Consider the following 21,677-nt stretch of genomic DNA (forward strand, 5'->3'; position numbering starts at 1 on the left):
TAGCACTGGTATTTATCACTGATCTCGCTAGTCAGCTAACGAGCACCCTACTCCCTAAAGTTCTTTTCAACCATTGAGGTCACTATGACAACTCTTAAACTTTTTGATATCGAGCACGCCTGGGGCTTACCTCGTAAAGTGTCTCCCCGCTTTGGTGCAAGACTGATTTTACGTGGTCTGCACTTGGATTATCTCCATGACCGCGCAAGCTTTGTCGGTGAATTTCCACCAGCAATTAAACAACAATTTGTCGAGGCCTTTCCGACCATGGTTAAACAGCTTGAACGGCTGGTGGCCACCGGCGATATTGATGCCACTGAGCAGCACTGCGTCAACATTGAGCACGCCGGCTTTACCTGTGAGGCCGACACATTAGGCAGCCATGGCTATTTGTATATTGCGATTTATCAAACCGAAACTAAACCAAAGCTAAGCCACTGACCACCAGCAACCTCGCCCTCACTCGATAACCCGTTCATTATCGTAAGCCAGTACCAATCTCGTTAAACATAACTACCAAACTTTAATCTCCCAGCTCAAAAGCCTTAGCAAGCAGCCCTTAGCGACTCACATTAAACCGCTCGACCAACAACTCTTTTATTAACCAAACCCCATAGACAGCAAAAGCCAAGGCGTGACTGCGCCTTGGCTTTTGCATATGCACGTAAATCAAAGAAGGAATATCCCATGACATTAACCATCAAACGTAATCAACTGCCAACGATGCCTGATCGTTTTTACCAAGTGATCGAAAAGGAACTGGCTGAAGTCACACCAAAAGACGCCAACGCCATCACCCTTAATTTTCGCGATCCAGATTACAGCGCCGAAGCCGGTGGCTTTCATCCCGTCGAAGTGCGGCTTGAGAAACAGCAAGATCACTGGCGTTTCGTCTACGTCACCGACTTTGCTTTTCGTGGCCATCCCTTCCCTGAACTGGTTAAAGACATCGATATCTGCTTTAACAGCAAGCAGGTCTATAGCCTGTTTAGTGGCTGGATTACTGAGCGGGAATCACAGGGGCTGATTAAGTTGTTTAGCGATAACTTTGTCAGTTACTACCAGATGGAAGCCTACCAGGTGCAGGTGAGTATGGATTAACCTGCCTCGCCCTCATTTCGCGCAAGCATCCTAACCATATCGACCTGTTTCTGCCCTATCGCAATCAACGGGCCAAGCACATCACACCCGCGCCCTTGTTACCCTAAGTGATTACGTCAAGCCTCTGTCGTTAACAACAACCTACCCCGCCTGCAACGCCCGTCGTTAGCGGGCTTTTTGTTTTGGAGTCCACCATGAAAATACATCGCGAAACCATCCTGCCACTGCCAGAGCCTTTTTATGAGTTGTTAGAACGGCAACTGGCCGCACTCAATAACCCGAGTTTCAACATCGTCACCCTAAACTACCGCGATCCCGACTACAGTGCACAGAGAGGTGGTTATCACCCAGTGGAGATCAACCTCTACCGTCAGGGGGATTGCTGGTATCTCAATTACTTCACCGACTTTGCTTACTGCGGCGGGCCCTTCCCTGAGCTTGAGAAAGAAATGGAAGTGCTGTTTCAGGAGAAGCAGGTCTACAACAGCTTCTTTGGCCGTTGCTACCTGGAACACGCCGACAGCCTAGTACGACTGTTACTGGAGAACTTCTGTAACTACATCGAGATGGAGGTGTACCTGGTTCAAGTCAGCGCCGACTGAACTTGGTGCCCACAAAGGTATTTTGGGAACCAAGCAACGCAGGCCCGATGCGGGTTTGCGATGTGCTGGTGCCCACATTCATCACATAGCCAATTGAGGGAACCAAGCATGAACGAAGTCGAGGCGGTCAAGAACCGCGACACCATCAAGCTTATCAGTTACCTGCTCGAACGTCACTTTGGTCAGCAGATGGCGGATGTCTGGAATATAGGCCTTAACCTGGCCCTTAGGATCTCTGACTTACTGGCGATCAAGTTCAGCGATATCGACGGCGACCGCTTAAATATCATTGAGCAAAAGACCGGTAAACGCGCCAGCATCAAACTCAACCCGAAGACACTGGCGTTGATTGAGGAGATCCACCAGCGTCATCCCGAGCATATTTACCTATTTCAATCCCACCGCTCGAGCCAGGCCAAAGACCGGCAGGCCCCCGCGAAACCGCTGACACGGCGTGCAGTCGCCAAAGCGTTTGCCTTTGTCGGTGACGATATCAAGTTAGCCCTGGGCACCCATTCGATGCGTAAAACCCGGGGGTATCACCTGTATCAAGCATGCAAAGACATTGGCCGGGTGATGCGCATGCTGCGGCATCAATCGGAAGCGGTCACCCTGCGTTATATCGGCATCACTCAACAGCAAATCGATAAAGACTTTGTCGAGTTGGAGATCTGAGGTCAATCAGCACGCCCTATTCAACCCATTAGCAGATGCGACCTAAAGTTATCTGCGTTGTTTTTCTTGGAGTACATACCATGTATACATTTCAACCCGGTGATCATCTGGTCACCAATATTGATCCGTTTGGCTTAACCGAACACCATGGCCTTTATGTTGGCCATGGCAATGTTATTCACTTATCTAAACAGGGCATCATCGAAGAAATCGATCTGCAACAATTTGCTGGTGGCCACAGTATCAGAGTGAAAAAGTCCACGCTGTTTCCCTATCAGGCCATTGAGCTAGCGCGCAGTCAACTGGGTCACAGCCCATACGGCGTTGCTACCAATAATTGCGAGCACTTCGTCAATGAATGCTTAGCGGGAAGTAGCACCTCCAATCAAGTCAGTAATCTCACCCACATTGCGCTGCAAGGCTCCGCCAGAGCAGGCTTACTGGGGAGGAGCGTGTCAAAGCTTGCCACGGGGACTGTCGCAAACGTCGTGTTAGCCTCTACTGCCATCAAAATGACCGGTGAATACCTAGGGCTACCCGACAACGTCAACACACTACTAGGGACACCTGGAGATCTTGTCGCTAAACCTGCCGAATGCCTACTAAAAGGCACCAGCCAAACTCTAGGTGAAAGTTATGCTTGCTTACGTCAAGGAGAAATAACTGATGCTGGGATCAAGCTCGTCACGGGCAGTGTAGAAACCGGCTTAAACACCGTGCTGACGACAGCAGAAGTGGGCATCAATGGCGTAAAAGCCGGTGCTGAGCTGATAGCCGATGCATGGCATTGGTTAAGGTCATGATGCTTCACCTGCAATATTGAGAGTACTCAGTCACCCATTAGCCAACCCCTCTAAACGAAGCGGCATCACTTACCGCTATCGTTTTCACTCCTATTGCGATTACGCTCAGTGCGTTAACGCTAAAGATTAGCCTTATACTGAAGCACCATTTATGCCCAGTTAAGCGATACAAACTATCTTCTATCATCCTTGAGCTTTATTGCGTTGCTCGAGCTGACGAGTAAACCGTGTAATCATTATTTTTTTGTACCACGTTATGCTAAGGTATTACCTAGTAGTACTAAGCATTACCTATAGAGTAACAGATGAGCACAATCAAACCCGTGTCGGTTAAATTAGATGCCGATATTAAAGCCAGAGTCGAGCATTTAGCTGAAACGCGTAAACGTTCATCACACTGGATGATGCGTGAAGCGATCCGTGAATACGTTGAGAGAGAAGAGAAACGCGAGGCACTGCAGCAAGAAGCGTTACGCACATGGGAAGAACACCAGACATCAGGCTTGCATGTCACCGGTGACGAAGTGTTGAGTTGGCTGGAGTCCTGGGGAAGTGAAAATGAAAAGGCTACCCCTACCTGCCACAAATAGTCTTCACTGCCACTGCGTTAGCTGATTTAGAACGCTGACCTTTAGCTCTTCGTATTTAAGCCTGACGCTCGATGAATTAACTGACCGCTTTACCTTTTAAATTTAGACTGTATCACTGATGATAAAAAAGGCCTGTCCAATACTAAAATAATCGCCATAATATATCTGCAGCTCACTCCACTATCAATTAGGAGATAGATAGACTTCCGAGTTAAATACACTAGTCTCAAAAACCCTAATTTCACCTGCAGTCAATGAATGTGCTAAATTCGATAATTTCATGTAATTTTTATCATCCCAATGTTCCTCCGGTACCCATGTTTTCATTATTGGAATGCCTGAGTTTTCTTGACGAACAAAAGGTATATAGCAATTTCTTGTAACCACAACAAAATCTTCAAATTTCACATCGGCATCTGAGTAAATCATTCTAATTGTATTCTCATTAAATATACCTGCTACCGTATCAACAACGACTTTAATGCTCTGTTTACTATTACGAGTAATCATTCTTGCCATTGCATGCTCAGATATATACACTAATGCTCTGATACAATATCCATCATTTCGCATAGGCCGTTTTTTATCCACTACGTGGGAGCAAAGTGGATAAAAATGTTCATCTTTTGTATATTTATAACCTTCTATGTCAATAGCCGTGGCGCCAACATATATATATTCTGTTAGCTCTGCGGTTTTTCCCTTGTTAAAAGTTTTATGTTCAATCAATAACTCAGACAAAGATTCTCGATTGATATCAAGTTGTAGTTGATAAAAATTTTTCAATGTTTTATTTTTTCTTTCAAACGCTAAATTATGCTTATCATTCACCGAATTAAAAAGCTCCCTGAGCCGTCTAAACTCTCCTCGTATAAAAGCCTTTGCAGCACTTTCGTTAGATATTTTGATTAGTTTACTGTTATCCATATACACTCCTTTGCTAACTAAATAACATATAAGTAACGTCACATAAATTTTGTAAATTCTGGACTCGAAAAATACCTATCAATATCTACCTGACTACAGCTACTCGTTTGTTCATGGGCCAACAATTTATCTATTGGAATTATCACACCTTCAACATCTGTCGTTGACGTAGCTTTCAGCCTAAATGCATACCCCGAATCTTCACCAGATTCCCACACAAAGACGCATGACACGGAACCATAATCATCCCATTTTTTCCGACACGCCCTTTTCTTCTCAACAAGTTTAAGGCTCCATCAGGGCCTTTAATAGCCATTTCTACCGATGAATGTCGTGCTTTTCGCCATGGACTGCGAGTATGAATAGCTCGATAGTTTATCGTCATTGCTTTACTCCCTGCCTCTATCGGTTGTTTCGTTTAAACCATCTATTATTTTAGCAGGCTTCATATCAAGGCATGTCAAAAAATTCACAACAAGTGACCGTCTTCGTTAGCTAGTTTATTGTAATTCCGAAAGTGGTCGTCCTATCTATGGCAATGACTATTGTTTTAGGGAACTGCTTATCGACTTTGGTGACACCGGTTATCTGGCAATGTACCAGTATGATGGCGGCGAACGATTGACCGTATTGTGTATCCGCCACCAAAAAGAAGCCGGATATTGATCTGGCTGCGCTACGGAGTGTTCTAGTGGACTATGTCTCAAGTCTGCCAGGGTGAAAATGCCATTGCTCTATATGAACGCTAAAGCAAGGGAGCTTAATCCCTTGCTCATCACTCCTTTATTTTTACTCACTCCACCAGCAACCTCATTTAGTAAGCGAATCACTCGGTAATCATGCTGATAAGCGACTACAACCAAAGTTGTGATTACCATTCCCATAAATTTTCGTGTCTGTTTTAGCAAAATAACTTAATCTTTTAAACAAGTCTTGGTAAATGTAAGTGAAATCAGCTTGGTTACGACACAGTAAATATTGAGCATTTTCTGGGAAATGGATCAACCCTTGAGCATTGAAAATATCTAACCTTAGTGCACTCGCCCAAGCTTTGTGTATTCTGTTATACATATTAGCCCGACCCAATTCAAATTTCCCTAAACTTTTATACGCATGGCCATTGAAGAACAAACAGACATGGTAATGACACTTATCCCTTCCACTCATCTCTTTAACCCAAATGTAAAATAACTCACTAGCATGAACCTGACCGTCAGTTGTGTTTCGTAGTTTCGCCTGATAATCCGCTTTTAACTGGGCTTTTAATGATTCGAAGAAACGGGTGATCACTGCTGTATCACTCGATTCAAACGTATCAGGAAATCGTAGATCAACTCTTATCGCAAACACCTTTGAATACTCCATAACCACGCCATTTATAACCTTTGAAATTTTATTCAGATATTCTTCAATAGCACCATTCTTAAAATAAAGTGTTTGCAATCCATCATATCGAGGTGTTGTTAGCACCGTTAAATTCCTATTGATAATACTATCCATAACTCACTCTCCCATCATTATTTAAAGGGTGTAGTTAACCACTCAAAATTAACACACTAATTTTGATGAATACAAAACAACCAAGTAATACACCAGACAACCAAATTAAAAATATTAAGCAAGAAACATATAAAACACAGATATAATACTATTAAAACCCTAAATTAAAACTACCGAAAACCAACCAAACTCAAGCGATATTTTAAATTTAGATAATAAAGTTCACTGCAAAAATATTTATCACCACTCTGAATTAATATGCATACTATGAGAAAAAATAAATCTTGAGAAACAAACCATAAACGTTAAGCACTTATGTCGATTAAAAAGTAACACTCATAAATAGCGCGCCAGATTTTCAGCTAGTTGAGCATTGTCAGGTTCTTGATTGCAAAATAAGTCCATTACTCTAGTCTTACCTATAAAAACTTCAGCCATTGGGTTGCTTTGCTTTAAATAATCTAATGCAGATTGTAAGTCGGCTTTTTTACGAATACAGTTTGGACCATATTGTAAAATATAATTCTTTCTTATATATCTTATTCCCGAAGCGGTAAATGGCTGAAACCATGCGATCAGCTCCTGTGAATCCAGTACATATTTAGGCGGAGGGCAAAAGACTCGCATAAAATCTCTTGAGAAATAACTTAACAACTCAACGGCTAACCACAAAGATTGTGAAGATATTTCAAAATCGTCTGGATGTTCAAAACAATGGATCAAGGCGGCAACTCTGGCAATGTTCTCTGATAACTTGGATGCATGGTCTCTTGCACATGCATACATGCCCCCGGGAGCCATTTTAGTTTCGATGTCATTATAAATATTCCACCAGATTTTTTCAGCTGCCGAAGAAAAAACCACCTTTTTCCGATGCCAATAATCAACTAATCCCAAAGACTGCTCGAGTAGTTGTCTAATCCTGCAATTAAACTCTTCGATACCCTCACGGGAATGCCGATGACCATTAGCTTGGCGAAAACCACAGGTAGAAAGTGGCTCGCAGATCAACATCCGAGATAGAAATCCATTATCACGGACATTAACGTTAGACTTATTCAAAAAGTTCTGTAACGTATCTGGTTGCACCATGATATGCATCGATAGTCGAATATCGTTTAATTTAAATGATGGTGAGGTTTTTCGATTTACCGTCATATCATCACCACTCCACATCGGGTTAAAATTAGCAGCGTTGCTCATAACCCTACTTTTAAATATTAGATCTCCTTCACTGGAGCCGAAAAAAACATTAGGCAGATCATTTTTTAAACCATCAAGTAACGCTTCACTGGTGGTATCCTCATATATCACTCTAGGGGCTCGAGGTTTTGTAGGTTCTTGTTCAGATAATGCTACCAATTGCTGGGTCGTCTCTTCATTTTCAGCATTATCCAGCGTAATAGTCTTTTTTAATTTTGCTTTTTTTGCCTTATGTATATCCATCTGAATGTTGTACTCTTTTAAAATTTTCTGATAAACAGCCTCTTGTTCTTTTTCAATACTTTTAATCTCTCCCATGAACAAGTTATCAACGGTCGATTTACGTTCACCCGATTGTGCTATGGTCATTACCATGAGTGATACGGGAGCGATTTTCCGAGTAGGTATTTCAACATTGAACACCCCTTGCATGGCTGTTGCCATCGACGTTAACTGACAAGCCAAGATCATACCATCGGGTGCTTGCAGCAATGCTCTTACTTCTTCAAACGCTTTCTCCATCTTAGGAGCGACGGTTAGATTTGGAACATAACCGTAGGAGATTGGAAATAATTTCTGGTAATAATAACTATTCATAATCCACCTTTATTTAATAAGTTAATCACTCTTAAGGTCAGTAAAATCTTCTACCTTGTAGCCACTGTTCGACTTCTTGCATGTACCAGCCAACGGCACGAGCGCCAAGGCAAACTTTTCGAGGAAAAAGTGGATCAAACCTGGGGGATTTGGGATTGAGTTTATCGTAGATAGTTGAACGCGAAAGCCCTGTAAGCTGAACCAAGGTCTTCAGTCTAATAATGGAATTGCTTGTGAGAGTTGTGTTCATAATCGTCCTCAGAGTTGTGAATAAACGTCTACAACCCTGAGATTAGATGGTTATCAAGCATGAATAAACGGGGTAAAAACGGTCCCCCTAGCTCACCTAAAATGCATTATTAATTGTATTATATGCGTTTTTTTGGTGCCCTAAGAAATTCTCTCGGTCTTAAAATTAATTCAGCATATTTAGCATTATCACTCGAAAAGCCTTCTCCCTCTGATCCCTCTAAAAACTTTTGTATTTCAGATGTTATATTTTTATCGTAAGCCTGCTTATGATGCCAAAAATGCTCGAGGCAGTGAGTTAAGTATGGAAACTGGCAACCATCTGCAATCGATTTAGTTTTACCGCATCGACCATCAGGATTAGGGTTGAGAAAAAAAGCCGCCGCTTCTGCCTTTTTTTGAGCATAACCGAGTTGATTCATAATCAACTCTACCAATCCTTTAGCTTTAGGTAGCTTAGCTGTTTTCCCCCAATAATAACGGAAACCTAAGATAGATAATTCGTCAAGGTCTGATTGTTTACGTAACATGTCATCAATATAGTAAGGACTATCTATTGGTATATCGCTTATAGATGTTTTTTTATCTACATCTTCGACAATAAATTTAACAACATCCATTTCATACACATATACTGAATCAACAGATGCCTTTAAATCTTTAAACTCATTTTCAATGCAATTATTTTCCTTCCATTCATTTACTGATTTAGCTGAAAAAACAAATTCTACTTCAATAGAATTTCTAGCAAAAAACATATCAAACTCAGTCATCGAACCTTGTTTTTGGCGTAAATATTCTGTTTGACATCCCTTTCCATCAAGAATTTCAATATCACCATTTGAATCAAAAAACAAGATAGTGAGAGGATTTCTTACGCTGCATCGCCTTTGTTTTAAAAGCACATTTAAATCTTCTTTTTTCAACTGAACATATGAAGCATGTTTAATTAAGTGAGCATCAAATACTGGTTTAACGACATTAGGTTTACCCTTAAACCTAGTATGAGCATTTAAGCCACGGGTTGTGCGCAAATTTCTTCTGAATAAACTTTTATCACCTTTGTAGGTAACCCAGACATTTATGTTAGCGGGAACTTCAATTAAAACAGGTTTATTTTGTTCAAATAGATAAACCAAAACACTGGTAAAATCTGTGTTTAACTTTATTTTCGATAACTCTATAATTCGACCCATTGAAGCTACCACTCCACATTAACCTGCTATTTTTACTACTAATAGCAGAAATAGCACCAAAATCCCATTTCATTCTAAAATTTGAGACAAATCTTTTGCTTAGATAAAATAAGGATAAAATCACAGTAAAGCCACGAGGATGACCGGAGTGTTGGCCTAACCTAAATCCTCTCTAAACCACTTTCAGATCTCTTAAGCCAGTTACTGACAAAGAGCCAACTGCTGCAGTGGCAATATGGTTGCTCCACCACTCCATTAACTTGGTCCGTCGCTCTAGGTAGGTCGTGCGATTATAGGCACTGCGGATTTGGTTTTTATCAACATGGGCTAACGCTGCCTCAATAACATCACCATCAAAGCCTTGCTCGTTTAAGGTAGTACTCGCCAGTGAGCGTAAACCATGCCCCGTTGTTCTTCCCTTTAATCCCATTCGCCCTAATGCTTTGTTGATGGTTTCAGGATCTGTGTGCTTTTTAGGATCTTTAGATGATGGAAAGACAAATTGGCTCTGTTCACTAATCGGCTTAACAGTTTCGAGTATCGCGAGAGCATGCTCTGTAAGCGGGATAATATGCTCACGATTCATTTTCATGCGTGATTCAGGAATAGTCCAAAGCTTGGCATCAAAATCGATTTCTTCCCAACGGGCTCCGGCCGCTTCATTTGGCCTGGTCATTGTGTGCAATTGCCATTCAATCAAACACCGGGTCGTTAACAATAAATTGGCGTTTGCAATGGTCTGCAACAACTCAGCTAGCTCTGCTGGTTTTAATGCCTTCAGATGCTCCACTTTGCTTTTTCTAAAAACTTCTCGAATACCTGACAACGGATTGGCATGAATGTAACCAGAGTTAACCGAATAGTTCATGATTTCATTCAGTAACTGAGCGGTACGTTTAACCGTTTCAAGATGCCCCTTCTGTTCAAGGGGCTTGAGCGCGGCAATGGCTATAGGAGCCGTGAGTCTGCTAATCGCAATACTCCCCAGCTTAGGGAAGGCATACAGCTCAAGCTTGCGCCAATTACCTTCAATGGTTTTAGCCTTAATACTTCCCTGTTTTGAGTCCATCCACATTTGTGCAATATGCTTGAGAGTTTGAGCGTTCTCTGTTGCCGCTTTTAATTTGTTTTCAACTTTAAGTAATTGGGGGTCGATGCCTTCGGCCAAATGTTTTCGCGCTTCTAGTGCTTTATCTCTCGCCTCAGCTAAGGATACGTCAGGGTATGAGCCTAAACCAAAATAGGTGGGTTTGCTGGTGGAGGGGCGTATGTATCGAAATTCCCATGTTTTCCCTGCTGTGCGCACATAGAGATAGAGATTGCCACCATCTGACAATCTATAGGGCTTTGCTTCCGCTTTAGCATTGAGCACCGCTTTTGCAGTCAGCTTATTTGTACTTCTTCCCATACCGTTCTCCTCCCTCAAATTAAGCCCCAAAGTAATGCTTGATTTTGGCATTATTTCGCACTCTAAAATCAAGCATTACTTATCACTGAATAAATTCAGATAAATCAGGATATTGCCAAGTTAAATCTGGGCTATAAAATCGAGAAAATCAAGTAAAAAAACGACATAAAAAATGGGTATTTTTTGAAGTGAAAAGTAATGCATAAATTTGCCAAATTTCCTTGGCATTACTTTTGGCATTACTAAAGATTTCGGATGCTGTAGGATGGTATTAAACAATATAGGATGGTAAGCTATTGATTTTTATAAAATACAGATAAGAAAAAAGACGCCCTAGGACGTCTTCAAACTTGAATTTGGCGGTGAGAGAGGGAGTCGAACCCTATCATATTGTTTTTCAGTCCGTTTATGTCCGCGTTTTATAAGGGGTTGACGATTTATGCTCAGGACTGAAACGGACAAGAAAGTCCTTGCCTTTGCCCCAATTATGCCCCACGGTTTAATCATAAATTAGCACGCTAACCAATCCGGTTCCCATCTAAGGAACACGATTGCCAGTCGTGCTCCTTCATAAATTAATAAGGAATGCTTATGCATTTAATAGCTATGCTTGTACTGATGATTTTAGGTTATGCCGCTGGCGAGAATATTAGCTGGCTGCTTGGTTTGCCGATCATGTGTTTGGGGTTGTATATGCTTGAGGTCGGCGGGAAGAAAGCTCGAGGGTGGCGGCAAGATCAAGAAGGTTTCTTTTTTTTGCTTGGCTTAATTGGTATGGTGCTTATGATCCTTGAAGATCTATTTTAGAAAAAAGCCGGAATAATCCGGCTTCTTATTCATACTAACACAGTGTGATTTAAGCTGACTCTTGCATCAATATTCCCTCATTCGCCATCGTTAACAACTCGTCATTATCCAAGCTATTAACCTCGTCCTTTAACAATACTGCTGATGGCACTAACCAGCGTTCTATTTCAGTAAAGAAGCCTATCACCTGCCCCCTAAATGCCGCTTGATCTACGTTTGCATTCAGTGGATTGTTGCCAAACATATCCATCGCAATTGTCTGTAACGTGCCGTACTGTCTTGACGCAGCATGTTCAGATAAGTGCTTAATGTAAATCTTCGCTAACGACTGCCCCGTTAATAACCCACCGCAATAACCGCCCGTTGTGGGCACACTCCAAAACGATAACAATCCGTTCGGTTTTTTGTTCGACTTACCAATAAATGGCAATGCGTGTAGTGGTAACGCTGGGTTACGCTTAAATTTAAGTGTATTCATTGCGTTACCTACTGTAATGGCTGAGATAAGGTTGCAGACAAGTGGGTTAAGCCTTTAGGCGTAACTCTTACTTGCGAGGTTATTTTGCTGGTGCCATCACTGCGCTCAACCTCAGTGATTTTATGCTCCAACAAACCTTGCTGTAACTTATCTTGATACCCTAACCAGCTTGTACCTTGGCGACGGTAAATCCACTTGTTACGCTGCAACAGTGCAAATAAATCTTTAGGCCGTTGCTGCAACTGTTTGGCCGCATCGGTAATGCACAAACTGCCGTCTGCGGTGGCAAGGCGATCAAGCGCTGCCGCCTTAGGTTGGATGACCTTTATTTGATCTTCAAGCTCGATAACCTTTTCAACGTAGGTTAATAGGTATTGACGCATGCTTGCAGGATCACTCAACTGGTCATAAATATTTGACTGAGTGCCCCTGGCTTTATTTGCTAATTCATAAAACGCTTTTACCAGTCGCTTTTTAAACTCGCGCACTACGTCATTGTTGCGCATGTAAGTCATTAGCAAAGTCGATTGTTGTTCGTTGAGGATGGCAACTTCTCGATTTTGAATGCCGCCAGCAGTCTCAAAGGGTTGGATTTGAAATCTGACCCCTCCAAACTCCTCTAAATCACTCGCATACTGACGAACTAACTTGATCACAGTTGAATGCGGATTGCCCACACCTTCGGCAATCGCTAAGGATGTGGTAACGGCTTGACCGTGGCTATCGAGTGATACAATTGCAGCATTCTCGGCCATAGCGGCAAGTTGATTATTTCGACGTTGTATAAAGCTGTTGTTATTTGCTATAGTTTCCATTGCAATCACCTTTACTTTGCGTGTTAAGTGTTGATTCATGAGCCTCGACTGCTCCAACAGTTGAGGCTTTTTCATTTAATGCGCTTTCAAGCAACGCATTGATTTCTGAGTTTACTGAGCGCCTATTTTGCTTTGCCATTTGCTGAATGAGCAGTTTTAAGGCTGGATCACAGCGAAAAGAGAATGGCGCTATTTGCTTCATGCCTTTCATTTATCCTCCTGTTTGGTGGTTTTTAGTCCATACGCCTTTTCTAGCTGGTGACAAATTTCACTATTTTGGGTTCTGCTCTCTGCACTTGCAGCCTGTAAAATCTTATCTTTAAGCTCTGGACTGACGCGGATACGCATCATTGGGTATTCACGCACTTTCATACTGACTCCTGCTTTTTGTGCTCTAAGGCGTAAGCCTGTCTTAAGCGGTAAACAATTTCAGCATTAAGCGAGCGATGTTGTTCGCTGGCTATCTCTTTCGCCATTTGATGCATTTCGGGTGGTAATCGCAGCATAAACTTTTGCTGAGTTTCTATTCGTTTTGTCATAGTTAAATCCCCAAAGATGGCACCGTGCCACCATTGAATTATGGTGGCACAATGCTACCCTGTCAATAACTTTTGAGGTATTTATGTCCAGAGAAGATCCAAAAATCAATATTAGGGTGCCTATCTATTTGAAAGATAAGCTACATCAATCTGCTGCTGCATCTGGCAGATCGGTTAACTCTGAAATCACTTTAAGACTGCAAGCAAGCTATATGGGTGATGTTGGAATGGATCTTGTTCCAAGTGCAGAGTTTGCTCGGTTCCTTACCAACCAAGTAAAGGTGAATGATTTCAATGCTGCCGTTATGCGCATAATTGAAATGCTTATTGCGCCAGCGTTAAAGCTGGCAATACTTCAAGGTAGCAACATCTTCAGGGTTGATATTGAAGATGCAGTGAATCATTACTGTAAAGATCATGGTTTTATGGGTATTGATATTGTCAATGAAGTGGTCGTTACACTCCAAAAAGCTGGTTATGAAGTGGTATCTAATTCAACTGAAATTTTAGGTAAGTTTTAATTAGTTTAAACATTACAGTTATACTTTTCACAAGGAATGTAAAATGAGTAGATACTTATTAGTTTTGGTTCTTTCCACATTCTCACACATTTTAATTGCGGATGAATGGGCGTCTTCTGTAACTACGCCAGGGTATGGAAGAATTGATATAATTAGCGACTACCTGCTTTTTTCAACAGGGAAAAGTTACGATGTAAAAATACCAAATATAATTCAAGAAGGTAGCCGTATAAAGATTCAATATAAAAATGGTGAACAGTGGGTTTCGATAGATTTTGTTGTAGCAGGGATAAGTACAAAAGGTGATCTATGCCGCCTGCACAGCAAGTTGCCATCTAGATATACCAATTCAGCAAGTGACACAATTTACGTTAAACAATGCAGGTACAAATAAACAGGATGCAGCATGAAAAGGAATATTTCGCTTAGTTTATTGGTGGCTTTGCTGACGGGGTGCGCCGCCTATACCCCAGAAGTTAACTATGTAACATCACCTATTGGTGCTGAAATTTATGAGGTAGAGACGGGTAAATTTTTAGGTATATCACCGCTAGTTGTTACTTATGCACCAACAGGCCAACATTATAAAAATGGCTGTTATGGCATTAAAGGCGTGTCTGCAAAGTGGCAAAGCGGCGCAACTAACATGTCAACATCAACAAATTATCTTTGTGATTTTAAAAAGGTTTACACTATAGAAATTCCCTATGTTGGAGATGAAAATCAATTCGCTAGTGATTTAAAGCATGAGCCAGCTGTCGTCGCATATTTACAAGAAAGAGATAATGCTGTTGTAAAACAGCGACAACAGCAACAACAGCAACAAGGTATGAGTGATGGTGAAGCCATTATATGGTCATCAGTGATCAGTAGTGTTGGCATGCTCACTGGTATACTAACGGCCCCCGTCATCATCCCGCCAACACAGCAAACACCAACCGCAACTGAGTATTACCAACAAAACTATCTCACGCCAGCTTACCAGCAAACAGTCCAGCCACCCCCAAGCTATACACCAACACCTATCGTACAGCCCATACAACCAGTGCCAATCAGCACAACGTCAACACAACCGATTCAACTAATACCACCAGCGCCACCGGTTCAACCTATCAAGCCAGTTCAACCAACTCCAGTTAACATGGCACCAGCTACAACACTCATTACTTCCAGCGGATGCGCCTCAGATTATGAGTGCGGCCTTGGCCTATCATGCATTAAAGGCCCAATGCAAAGCACTGGGCAGTGTATGCAGAAGGTCAATCAGTTTGGCACACCACAACCAAGCATTAGTGACCCCAAAAGTGCTCTACCAAATACGCAGTTTCAAGGGCAGTGCGCTTTTGACCATGAGTGCCCTATTGGCTTTAGCTGCAATCTTAAACTAAAAGTCTGTATGAAGTGATTACCACTCCCTTAAATTAAAACCAATATAGGCACTTTGATAAATCGCGTTCTTCTGGCGGGTAATGGCATCCAGCTTTTCGCGTTTTTCGCTGGCGCTAGCCTTGGAGTTATTGACTATTTCAGTTTGCTTACCCAGTGCAGATATTTGGCGCTGAACTCGGCCAAGTGCAATGCGTACCCCGAGCTTATCGCGGTTATCTTCTAAGACGTCCATCATCCTGCTTGAGTCTTGTTCTTCGGCTGCGCGCTTATAACTGCCATATGCTTGATTAGCAGCATCGAGCGCCTTGTAAAACTCGTTCTGATAATAGGTGTTGCCCTTTGGTGCATCACCACCGTAAAACGCTTTGATGATTGGATAGCGGCTGATTGGGGTTTCGGCGCTCTCGCGGCCAAGCATCTGGCGCGCCATAATGTCAGATATCCCCAATACATAAGCGCCGAGTGTGCCAGCATAGCCATTGACTAAGTGCTCAATCTTTTTAGGGCTGACGTTAAAGAACTGGCCGATTTCGCGCGCAGTGTCACTGGTGTAAGCGTTATAGCGATCACCTGGCATACGTTGCTCGTCACCCATACCCTCAATTGCAGTGCCTTTGAAGAATGATTTGTTCACTATCACTTCGATGGCAGGCAGTGCAAATTGTGGTATTGGGTTTAGCGCCATGGTATTAAATAAGGCGCTGGCAGTGGCACGGCCTAAGTCGCTCCCCGTTTGCGAGCCAGTACCAAAGCCTAGCAAACGCTCCGGTAAAGTCCCGAATACCACGCCGAGTTCAAACGGCTTAGGAATACGGAAGTGATCATCACCTAACCAGAAATGCCAGTTAGCGTCCTTGTCCCAGTCCGGTAACTCTTTATAACGGTCATCGTCATCATTCATTGCGGCCAATGCCAGCGAGAACGCGGCCACCTTAATGCCTTTCATAGCAAGATTTGCCGATAGCACTTTAAGCACTTTGTCGTTTTCACCAGCAGCCGATGCCCGGGCTAATTTGTACATACCTTGCAAGCGCGCATTGAAGAATGGCAAAAAGTCGATCATGGTGCTGATCAGTGCAAAGTTACCCTTAAGCGAGTAGTCCATTAGGTCTTTGGCTTCAAAGGCTGATTGGCGGCGAGATTTACCCGCGGCTAAACTCGCCTCGTAAGTTGATAGCCGGTTGGCGTTCTCTACTTTATCGCTGGCATTGCGGTACACCTCAAGCAGCTGCTTACCGTTGGTGACTAAGCTGCCCATATAGCTGTCAATCTGTTTAGCTGTGAGTCCCTTCTTAGATAATGCGCGGCGAATTTGCTGTGCGGCTGCATCTGGATCTGCGCCGTGAATATACCCGCCTTGGAATGCTGCGCCGCTGAATATCAAATCGCGGTAGGCTTCATCTTCCTTAAATGCCTTTTTCAATCCCTTAATAGAATCCGTACCTAACTTAAAGTCATCCTTGTTGATCATCCACGCATGCGCCGCATCGCGGATAAAGTTTTTAAAGATAAAGTCAGGTGATAAGGTGATGCCTGCGGTTAAAAAGCGTTTAGCACTGCGGCCCATGCGATTGAATAACGAACGGCTGCTGACGTCATTAATCGCCATTAATGCCCTTAATAGCGCTGGATCAGACACCACCACCCGTTGTTGCTTACCGTTAACCATCATTCTTACCGTGCGCTTTTGCTCGTTTTCGGATAACAACGAATACTCGTTGGCAGTGATTTTATCCATCATCCCTGTACCGTCTAGATTCTCAACCACCTCGAGCATAGCTTTGTTTTTTAGCGCTGCATCAATCATGGTTGATTGACGCAGAATGATGTTTTCAAGCAAGTCTTTGGTCGATTGCTTACCACCCTTTAGCTCTTGGATTTTAGGTTTTTGGCCTGCAATGCCTTTTTTGCTATTGGGGGCATACACAGCCGCAAACTCTTCAAAGCCAGCGTCGGCCTCAATATCACGAAAGAACGGCACATAATATTCTTCATCAAAGCCACTGCGCTGGGCCTCACTGATTAATCCCGCGCCTTGAGCCACATCGAGCACAGCGCTGTTAATCTTGTTGTACTCGGCGCGCACTTCTTCAAATAGTTGCTCTTTGCCATCGGCAAGGGCTAGCAGTTCGTCAATATCGGCTTGAGATAGGTTGTTCTCGCGGCCCTGCGCTTTAAGCTGCTTGGCGCGGTTGGCACCCATCCATGCCAGCCAGTTATTGAGCTCGCCATCTGGCAACATGCCGAACACTTCAAGCAAGCCCTTAGTGTCCTTCTTGCGCTGAATGATGCCGTCTTTCCACATGGGAGCGCCGTAGTGAAATACGCCATGCAGCACATCCGATAAGCCAGAGGCTAAACGCGCCGATACATAACCCATCTTATTTGGATCGGTAATGCCTGCCGCTTCCTCGGCTTTTTTGATACCGTGTAGCCCGTCAAAAACGCCCTCATTTAAGCGGCTCCAAAAGCTGGATTGCTTAAGCGTGTCAGCGGTATTGCGGTAGTTCTCGGTGATCTTCTCTTTAAGCGTTTGCTCGGCTTCTTCCTCAAGCCCCAGCTTTTGCTTGGCTGTGCGGGTGTCTGGTTCGGTTGACATATCAAAGCGCAGACCATCAGTCTCGCTATCCTGCTCTTTGCTATAACTTATAGAGTCTGGCTGCTTCCCGCCTCGTTCCATCACAGCGTTAGCTCTATCCATGCGCTGCTTGCGCTTATCAAATCCGCGCACAATGGCCTGCATCATATCTTGCATTTCATTGCGGGTAATGTTGGACTTGATGATCCCCAATCCCTCAAGCTGGCGGCGCAGCCATTTAGTCAACTCAAACCACCACGCCTTAGCCGTGCCGCGCTCCGGTTGGTTTTGCACGAAATTAGCAAAAACTTCTTCTGCTTTCACGGCATCGGATGCGCCAGCGTAATCTTTATCTATACGAGCCCAAAGCTCCTTAAATTCTTTGCGGCTGCGGCTTGAGTTTAGTTTGGCAATAAACTGCTGATACTTTTGCGCGCCGATAACCGTGTGCAAGCCACCATGGGCTAACACCTCATGCACTAAGGTTGAGCGCAAATCATCAATAGAACTGAAATTATCTAAAATTAAATACGCTGAGTGGCGCTTATCATCGTACGCGCCGTAGATGGTTTGGCCTTCCATTTCCATGGCGGATAAATTGAAGCGCTTTAAAAATTCATCTTGGCTAGTAAATAAGTTAACGCGCACACCTGCGCCGCCGCTAAGTTTAGCGATCACATCATTTACCGCGCGCTGCGCCTCACCTTGGGTGAATAGCCGTGCGCCTTTGTTTTTGCCGCGTTTAGGCTTATCGAAGAATGACAGCTGATCAGTGTCATCATCTGTTTTTTGTGATTCAACTTTGGCTTTTGGCTTTTTAGTTGCCTCGGTCGCCTTAGGTTGTTCAGTAACAGTTTTTTCTGTTTTGGCTTCAGGCGCATCTAAACCAAACTCTTTACGCAGTTCAGCATGGGCCATGCGGTTAATGTTCTCAGGCGTATCACTATTGAACTGCTGATAAGTCTCGAATGATGAGCCAGCTAAGGCCTTATCAATCTCGGTTTCGTATGAGTCGTTAAGTTTGCTAACGGCATCATCGTAGCCAGGCGAATCTTTTTTAATTCCCTGCTTTTTAATCTCACCTTGGAGCCACTTGGTTTTAGATGTGCGCAGAATTGCAGGTGTTTCATTGCTGTCATTTATAGCGGTTTTAGCCACTTCCGCTTTTTCACCTTTTTTTGAGGCTTGATTATCAACAGCTTGCGTTGCGCCTGCCTGAGTTTCAGAACTTGGAAACTCATGGGCAAGCTTGATCAGCTCCTTGATAGGCGCATTTAAGCGGATCACTTTAATCGGTTCGCCCTTCTCGCGCTTAGTTAACCACTGGTGATGGCCGTCGAGTACGTGATTATCGCTTGATACCAAAATAGAACGGTCGCCACCTTCAAAACCTAAGGCTTTTTTGACCTTGGCTGGGGAAAACTCGGCCTGTGTTGGCTTGAGCGAATCTGCGGGTACTTCTTCGGTTGAATGTTCAATGCCACGCGCTTTCATAAAGTTGACCATAGCGCCACGATGTTCTGCTTTAATCTGTGGCATTTCAGCGCGGGGAATATTCAGCGTGCCAGTTTCAGGCGCAAAGGCGGTCCACTGCTTATCAATTTTATCACCGGCTAAGTCTTGGGCTGGCTCAGCGTTTTTCTTCACAACGTCTAATGCAGCAGGCGCGGCCTGTTGTTCGACTGGTAAAGATAGATTTTCTGGCACACTTGCGCTAAGTGGCTCGGTGCTATTTGAAAGCGGCTCGGCGCTTGGTCGTTGTAACTCAGAAACTGGTCCAGCTCCTGCGCTTCCAGCATCGATATTGCCTGCGCCTGTTGTGCTTGTTGTATCCATTGGCGCATTGTTGCTGCCCTCTATTGTCTCTGGTTCAACTTTAGGGATCACTCGCCAACCAAAGCCGTTATCCAGTTTTACTGCTTCAAGTTCAGCACCTTCACGCTTAGCAATGCGCGCATTCTTGCTGGCCAACGCCTCTTTAGCTGACGCAAATGGCGTGTTATTGGTTTTAACATTAACGCCCTGCGATTGAGGTGAGAAGTTATCAGGCGCAAAGATAATACCCTTGTCGGTGATCTGCTTAGGCTGTGCTGAGGTTTGGCGCGCTGTCGTGTCGGCAAACTGCTGCGCATCTTGGCGTGCGCGGCCATCACTGGCGAAAATAGTATCTGATTGGCTAATTAGGTTAGCTGGCTGTGCGGCCATAGCTTCGCGTGTTCGCTGGGCATTAAGCGTTTCACTGTCGATCGATGGACCACGTAGCAAACCCGTTACAGGACTGCGGCCTTGGCTTTCTGGCGGTAGCCATTCACCTTCGCGGCGCTGATCTGTAAGACCTTGCACACTATCCATGGCTTGACTAAGTTGGCTGCGCTGAAAGCTTTGTGATGGCACAGTAGGAAAACTGCGGCCCTTCATCGCATTGTCGCGCGCTATCGCCTCATCACCATAACTGCCAGCCTGCATCGTATCGCCCATGCCAGCACGACGGGCGGCGGTAGGTTGATCATAGTTAGGTTGCTGTGACTGTTGCGCTTGGCTAGCTTGCGCCATGTTATCAACATCAGCACGGCGATCAGCGGCTTGCTGTGCGTCTGCATCCATAGCACCCGCTACGGTTGGGTTGGTTTCACGAATAGGATCGGCAGCAGGGTTTTTAACAGGTTCACGGTTAGCCATATTGCGATTAGCAATGCCACCGATACCGCCAGCACCGGCACCAAAACCAGCGCCAATAATCCCCTCATTAAGTGCGGCCAATTTAACGCCAGCCATTGGATCACGTTGGTCGATTTGCGATAAAGCACTGTCAACGGCATATTGGCTAACCCCTGCTTGTGCCGCTTCAGTGGCACCTTCGGTAATACCACCCGCTAATGCACTGCGAAATGCACCAGACTTAGCCAAGCGAACGCCCGTTAATGCGCGCCCAATAATCGGATCACCAATCGCAGAGGCAGCAAAGTTCGCCATTAATGCCTTAGGGTCGCTACGCACTTCACTGGCTACACGTTCAGCTAATTGGTTTTTCGCTTGGTTCCACTTGCCCAAATCGTCAAGCTCAGGTGATTGAGCGTCAATCTCTAAAAATGTGCGTTTGAATAAATCAGATTCTGCCAGCACTTTATCTGGCATTTTCAATACTTCTTGCCGCGCTTGCTCCATCGCTTGGCCTGTAGCAGCACTGCCACCTGTCGCGCCCATACCTACCGCTTGCGCTACTTTAGCGCCCTTTGAGCCTAGGCTTAGTGCTTTGGTTGCCATACCCGCAGCGCCTGCGCCTGGCACTGCCGTAGGTACAAACTGCCCCGCCACGTTCGCCATTTGTAATAGCCAAGTGTCGAGGTCTGTCATACCGTCGCCTAGCTCGGTTTCGCCTTGCGCGTTTTCAGTGAACATCTGCTTAGACATAGCTTCTTGACCACGGCTAGACATTTGTCCGTATTGATCATCTGCAATGCCATAGAGAGATTTAGCAACACCCTCTGCACCTAAAAAGTCGAAGATGCCACCGAGCCCTGACGCTGCCCCCGCTTGGAATGAGTCCACCACATCACCGAAGCGGCCTTGTTCGTTTGGCTTTGGTTGTGCAGTCGATGCGGTTTTGTATTTGTTTGGATCAAACCCGAGTAGTGACATTTGTGAAGCTCCAAAAAAAGAAAACCCAGCGCGATGGCTGGGTTAATTGAATACGGGTAG

General features: G+C 44.2%; 22 protein-coding genes. 10 read left to right on the forward strand and 12 right to left on the reverse strand.

Features of this window, described 5'->3' with window-relative positions:
• Positions 1–84: 84 nt before the first annotated feature.
• From L5M37_RS00110 to L5M37_RS00135, 6 genes are all read left to right on the forward strand, one after another.
• Positions 85–441 (forward strand): type IV toxin-antitoxin system YeeU family antitoxin, encoded by a 357-nt coding sequence (locus L5M37_RS00110; RefSeq protein WP_263166367.1) that lies wholly within the window; start codon positions 85–87, stop codon positions 439–441.
• A 246-nt stretch (positions 442–687) separates the two neighbouring features.
• Positions 688–1,101: a DUF2787 domain-containing protein gene (locus tag L5M37_RS00115; protein WP_263166368.1), complete on the forward strand. Its 414-nt coding sequence runs from the start codon at positions 688–690 to the stop codon at positions 1,099–1,101.
• Positions 1,102–1,295: 194 nt separating this feature from the next.
• Positions 1,296–1,703, forward strand: a complete 408-nt coding sequence (locus L5M37_RS00120) for a DUF2787 domain-containing protein (RefSeq protein ID WP_263166370.1) — start codon at positions 1,296–1,298, stop codon at positions 1,701–1,703.
• 108 nt (positions 1,704–1,811) lie between these two features.
• Positions 1,812–2,378, forward strand: a complete 567-nt coding sequence (locus L5M37_RS00125) for a site-specific integrase (RefSeq protein ID WP_263166372.1) — start codon at positions 1,812–1,814, stop codon at positions 2,376–2,378.
• 80 nt (positions 2,379–2,458) lie between these two features.
• Complete coding sequence (locus L5M37_RS00130) at positions 2,459–3,181, forward strand: lecithin retinol acyltransferase family protein (protein WP_263198877.1); 723 nt, start codon at positions 2,459–2,461, stop codon at positions 3,179–3,181.
• Positions 3,182–3,486: 305 nt separating this feature from the next.
• Positions 3,487–3,771, forward strand: a complete 285-nt coding sequence (locus L5M37_RS00135; RefSeq protein WP_263166376.1) for a CopG family ribbon-helix-helix protein — start codon at positions 3,487–3,489, stop codon at positions 3,769–3,771.
• Between the two features lie 183 nt (positions 3,772–3,954).
• Here L5M37_RS00135 and L5M37_RS00140 read toward each other — a convergent pair whose 3' ends face one another.
• The 6 genes from L5M37_RS00140 to L5M37_RS00165 all read right to left on the reverse strand — a co-directional run bounded on the left by L5M37_RS00140 (position 3,955) and on the right by L5M37_RS00165 (position 10,851).
• On the reverse strand, positions 3,955–4,698 hold the full coding sequence (locus L5M37_RS00140; RefSeq protein WP_263166378.1) for a hypothetical protein: 744 nt from the start codon (positions 4,696–4,698) through the stop codon (positions 3,955–3,957).
• 837 nt (positions 4,699–5,535) lie between these two features.
• Entirely contained in the window at positions 5,536–6,198 is a 663-nt protein-coding gene (locus L5M37_RS00145; protein WP_126492072.1) for an inovirus Gp2 family protein, read from the reverse strand.
• A 336-nt stretch (positions 6,199–6,534) separates the two neighbouring features.
• Positions 6,535–7,998, reverse strand: a complete 1,464-nt coding sequence (locus L5M37_RS00150; protein WP_126492073.1) for a YfjI family protein — start codon at positions 7,996–7,998, stop codon at positions 6,535–6,537.
• A gap of 37 nt (positions 7,999–8,035) precedes the next feature.
• Entirely contained in the window at positions 8,036–8,248 is a 213-nt protein-coding gene (locus L5M37_RS00155; RefSeq protein ID WP_126492074.1) for a helix-turn-helix transcriptional regulator, read from the reverse strand.
• A gap of 118 nt (positions 8,249–8,366) precedes the next feature.
• On the reverse strand, positions 8,367–9,443 hold the full coding sequence (locus L5M37_RS00160; RefSeq protein ID WP_263166386.1) for a cytoplasmic protein: 1,077 nt from the start codon (positions 9,441–9,443) through the stop codon (positions 8,367–8,369).
• 172 nt (positions 9,444–9,615) lie between these two features.
• Complete coding sequence (locus tag L5M37_RS00165; RefSeq protein WP_263166387.1) at positions 9,616–10,851, reverse strand: tyrosine-type recombinase/integrase; 1,236 nt, start codon at positions 10,849–10,851, stop codon at positions 9,616–9,618.
• Positions 10,852–11,442: 591 nt separating this feature from the next.
• Here L5M37_RS00165 and L5M37_RS00170 point away from each other — a divergent pair.
• Complete coding sequence (locus tag L5M37_RS00170; protein ID WP_263198879.1) at positions 11,443–11,658, forward strand: hypothetical protein; 216 nt, start codon at positions 11,443–11,445, stop codon at positions 11,656–11,658.
• A gap of 49 nt (positions 11,659–11,707) precedes the next feature.
• On the opposite strand, the gene L5M37_RS00175 is transcribed toward L5M37_RS00170, so the two are convergent.
• Genes L5M37_RS00175 through L5M37_RS00195 form a run of 5 tightly spaced genes read right to left on the reverse strand, consistent with a single transcriptional unit; the run spans position 11,708 to position 13,490 of the window.
• A complete protein-coding gene (locus L5M37_RS00175; RefSeq protein ID WP_263198882.1) occupies positions 11,708–12,136 on the reverse strand; it encodes a hypothetical protein in 429 nt (142 codons plus the stop codon).
• 8 nt (positions 12,137–12,144) lie between these two features.
• A complete protein-coding gene (locus tag L5M37_RS00180; RefSeq protein ID WP_263198884.1) occupies positions 12,145–12,951 on the reverse strand; it encodes a phage regulatory protein/antirepressor Ant in 807 nt (268 codons plus the stop codon).
• Entirely contained in the window at positions 12,932–13,162 is a 231-nt protein-coding gene (locus tag L5M37_RS00185; RefSeq protein WP_263198886.1) for an Arc family DNA-binding protein, read from the reverse strand. The genes L5M37_RS00180 and L5M37_RS00185 overlap by 20 nt, the downstream gene beginning before the upstream one ends.
• On the reverse strand, positions 13,159–13,323 hold the full coding sequence (locus L5M37_RS00190) for a hypothetical protein (protein ID WP_263198888.1): 165 nt from the start codon (positions 13,321–13,323) through the stop codon (positions 13,159–13,161). The genes L5M37_RS00185 and L5M37_RS00190 overlap by 4 nt, the downstream gene beginning before the upstream one ends.
• A complete protein-coding gene (locus tag L5M37_RS00195) occupies positions 13,320–13,490 on the reverse strand; it encodes a type II toxin-antitoxin system HicB family antitoxin (RefSeq protein ID WP_263198889.1) in 171 nt (56 codons plus the stop codon). The genes L5M37_RS00190 and L5M37_RS00195 overlap by 4 nt, the downstream gene beginning before the upstream one ends.
• 83 nt (positions 13,491–13,573) lie before the next feature.
• On the opposite strand from L5M37_RS00195, the gene L5M37_RS00200 reads away from it, so the two are divergent.
• From L5M37_RS00200 to L5M37_RS00210, 3 genes are read left to right on the forward strand one after another with little or no spacing between them, the layout of a single operon-like run.
• Positions 13,574–14,011 carry an Arc family DNA-binding protein gene (locus L5M37_RS00200; RefSeq protein ID WP_263198890.1) on the forward strand — a complete coding sequence of 146 codons (438 nt, stop codon included), beginning with the start codon at positions 13,574–13,576 and terminating at the stop codon, positions 14,009–14,011.
• Positions 14,012–14,054: 43 nt separating this feature from the next.
• On the forward strand, positions 14,055–14,405 hold the full coding sequence (locus L5M37_RS00205) for a hypothetical protein (protein WP_263198891.1): 351 nt from the start codon (positions 14,055–14,057) through the stop codon (positions 14,403–14,405).
• Between the two features lie 12 nt (positions 14,406–14,417).
• Complete coding sequence (locus tag L5M37_RS00210; RefSeq protein ID WP_263198892.1) at positions 14,418–15,416, forward strand: hypothetical protein; 999 nt, start codon at positions 14,418–14,420, stop codon at positions 15,414–15,416.
• Here L5M37_RS00210 and L5M37_RS00215 read toward each other — a convergent pair whose 3' ends face one another.
• Entirely contained in the window at positions 15,417–21,617 is a 6,201-nt protein-coding gene (locus L5M37_RS00215; RefSeq protein ID WP_263198894.1) for an LPD38 domain-containing protein, read from the reverse strand.
• Between the last annotated feature and the right edge of the window lie 60 nt (positions 21,618–21,677).

It is taken from the genome of Shewanella sp. SM69, from assembly GCF_025653985.1.
GTDB lineage: Bacteria > Pseudomonadota > Gammaproteobacteria > Enterobacterales > Shewanellaceae > Shewanella > Shewanella oncorhynchi.

Coding starts and splice junctions, on each gene's coding strand:
- L5M37_RS00110 (WP_263166367.1), top strand. CDS start 85: ATGACAACTCTTAAACTTTTTGATATCGAGCACGCCTGGGGCTTACCT.
- L5M37_RS00115 (WP_263166368.1), top strand. CDS start 688: ATGACATTAACCATCAAACGTAATCAACTGCCAACGATGCCTGATCGT.
- L5M37_RS00120 (WP_263166370.1), top strand. CDS start 1,296: ATGAAAATACATCGCGAAACCATCCTGCCACTGCCAGAGCCTTTTTAT.
- L5M37_RS00125 (WP_263166372.1), top strand. CDS start 1,812: ATGAACGAAGTCGAGGCGGTCAAGAACCGCGACACCATCAAGCTTATC.
- L5M37_RS00130 (WP_263198877.1), top strand. CDS start 2,459: ATGTATACATTTCAACCCGGTGATCATCTGGTCACCAATATTGATCCG.
- L5M37_RS00135 (WP_263166376.1), top strand. CDS start 3,487: ATGAGCACAATCAAACCCGTGTCGGTTAAATTAGATGCCGATATTAAA.
- L5M37_RS00140 (WP_263166378.1), bottom strand. CDS start 4,698: ATGGATAACAGTAAACTAATCAAAATATCTAACGAAAGTGCTGCAAAG.
- L5M37_RS00145 (WP_126492072.1), bottom strand. CDS start 6,198: ATGGATAGTATTATCAATAGGAATTTAACGGTGCTAACAACACCTCGA.
- L5M37_RS00150 (WP_126492073.1), bottom strand. CDS start 7,998: ATGAATAGTTATTATTACCAGAAATTATTTCCAATCTCCTACGGTTAT.
- L5M37_RS00155 (WP_126492074.1), bottom strand. CDS start 8,248: ATGAACACAACTCTCACAAGCAATTCCATTATTAGACTGAAGACCTTG.
- L5M37_RS00160 (WP_263166386.1), bottom strand. CDS start 9,443: ATGGGTCGAATTATAGAGTTATCGAAAATAAAGTTAAACACAGATTTT.
- L5M37_RS00165 (WP_263166387.1), bottom strand. CDS start 10,851: ATGGGAAGAAGTACAAATAAGCTGACTGCAAAAGCGGTGCTCAATGCT.
- L5M37_RS00170 (WP_263198879.1), top strand. CDS start 11,443: ATGCATTTAATAGCTATGCTTGTACTGATGATTTTAGGTTATGCCGCT.
- L5M37_RS00175 (WP_263198882.1), bottom strand. CDS start 12,136: ATGAATACACTTAAATTTAAGCGTAACCCAGCGTTACCACTACACGCA.
- L5M37_RS00180 (WP_263198884.1), bottom strand. CDS start 12,951: ATGGAAACTATAGCAAATAACAACAGCTTTATACAACGTCGAAATAAT.
- L5M37_RS00185 (WP_263198886.1), bottom strand. CDS start 13,162: ATGAAAGGCATGAAGCAAATAGCGCCATTCTCTTTTCGCTGTGATCCA.
- L5M37_RS00190 (WP_263198888.1), bottom strand. CDS start 13,323: ATGAAAGTGCGTGAATACCCAATGATGCGTATCCGCGTCAGTCCAGAG.
- L5M37_RS00195 (WP_263198889.1), bottom strand. CDS start 13,490: ATGACAAAACGAATAGAAACTCAGCAAAAGTTTATGCTGCGATTACCA.
- L5M37_RS00200 (WP_263198890.1), top strand. CDS start 13,574: ATGTCCAGAGAAGATCCAAAAATCAATATTAGGGTGCCTATCTATTTG.
- L5M37_RS00205 (WP_263198891.1), top strand. CDS start 14,055: ATGAGTAGATACTTATTAGTTTTGGTTCTTTCCACATTCTCACACATT.
- L5M37_RS00210 (WP_263198892.1), top strand. CDS start 14,418: ATGAAAAGGAATATTTCGCTTAGTTTATTGGTGGCTTTGCTGACGGGG.
- L5M37_RS00215 (WP_263198894.1), bottom strand. CDS start 21,617: ATGTCACTACTCGGGTTTGATCCAAACAAATACAAAACCGCATCGACT.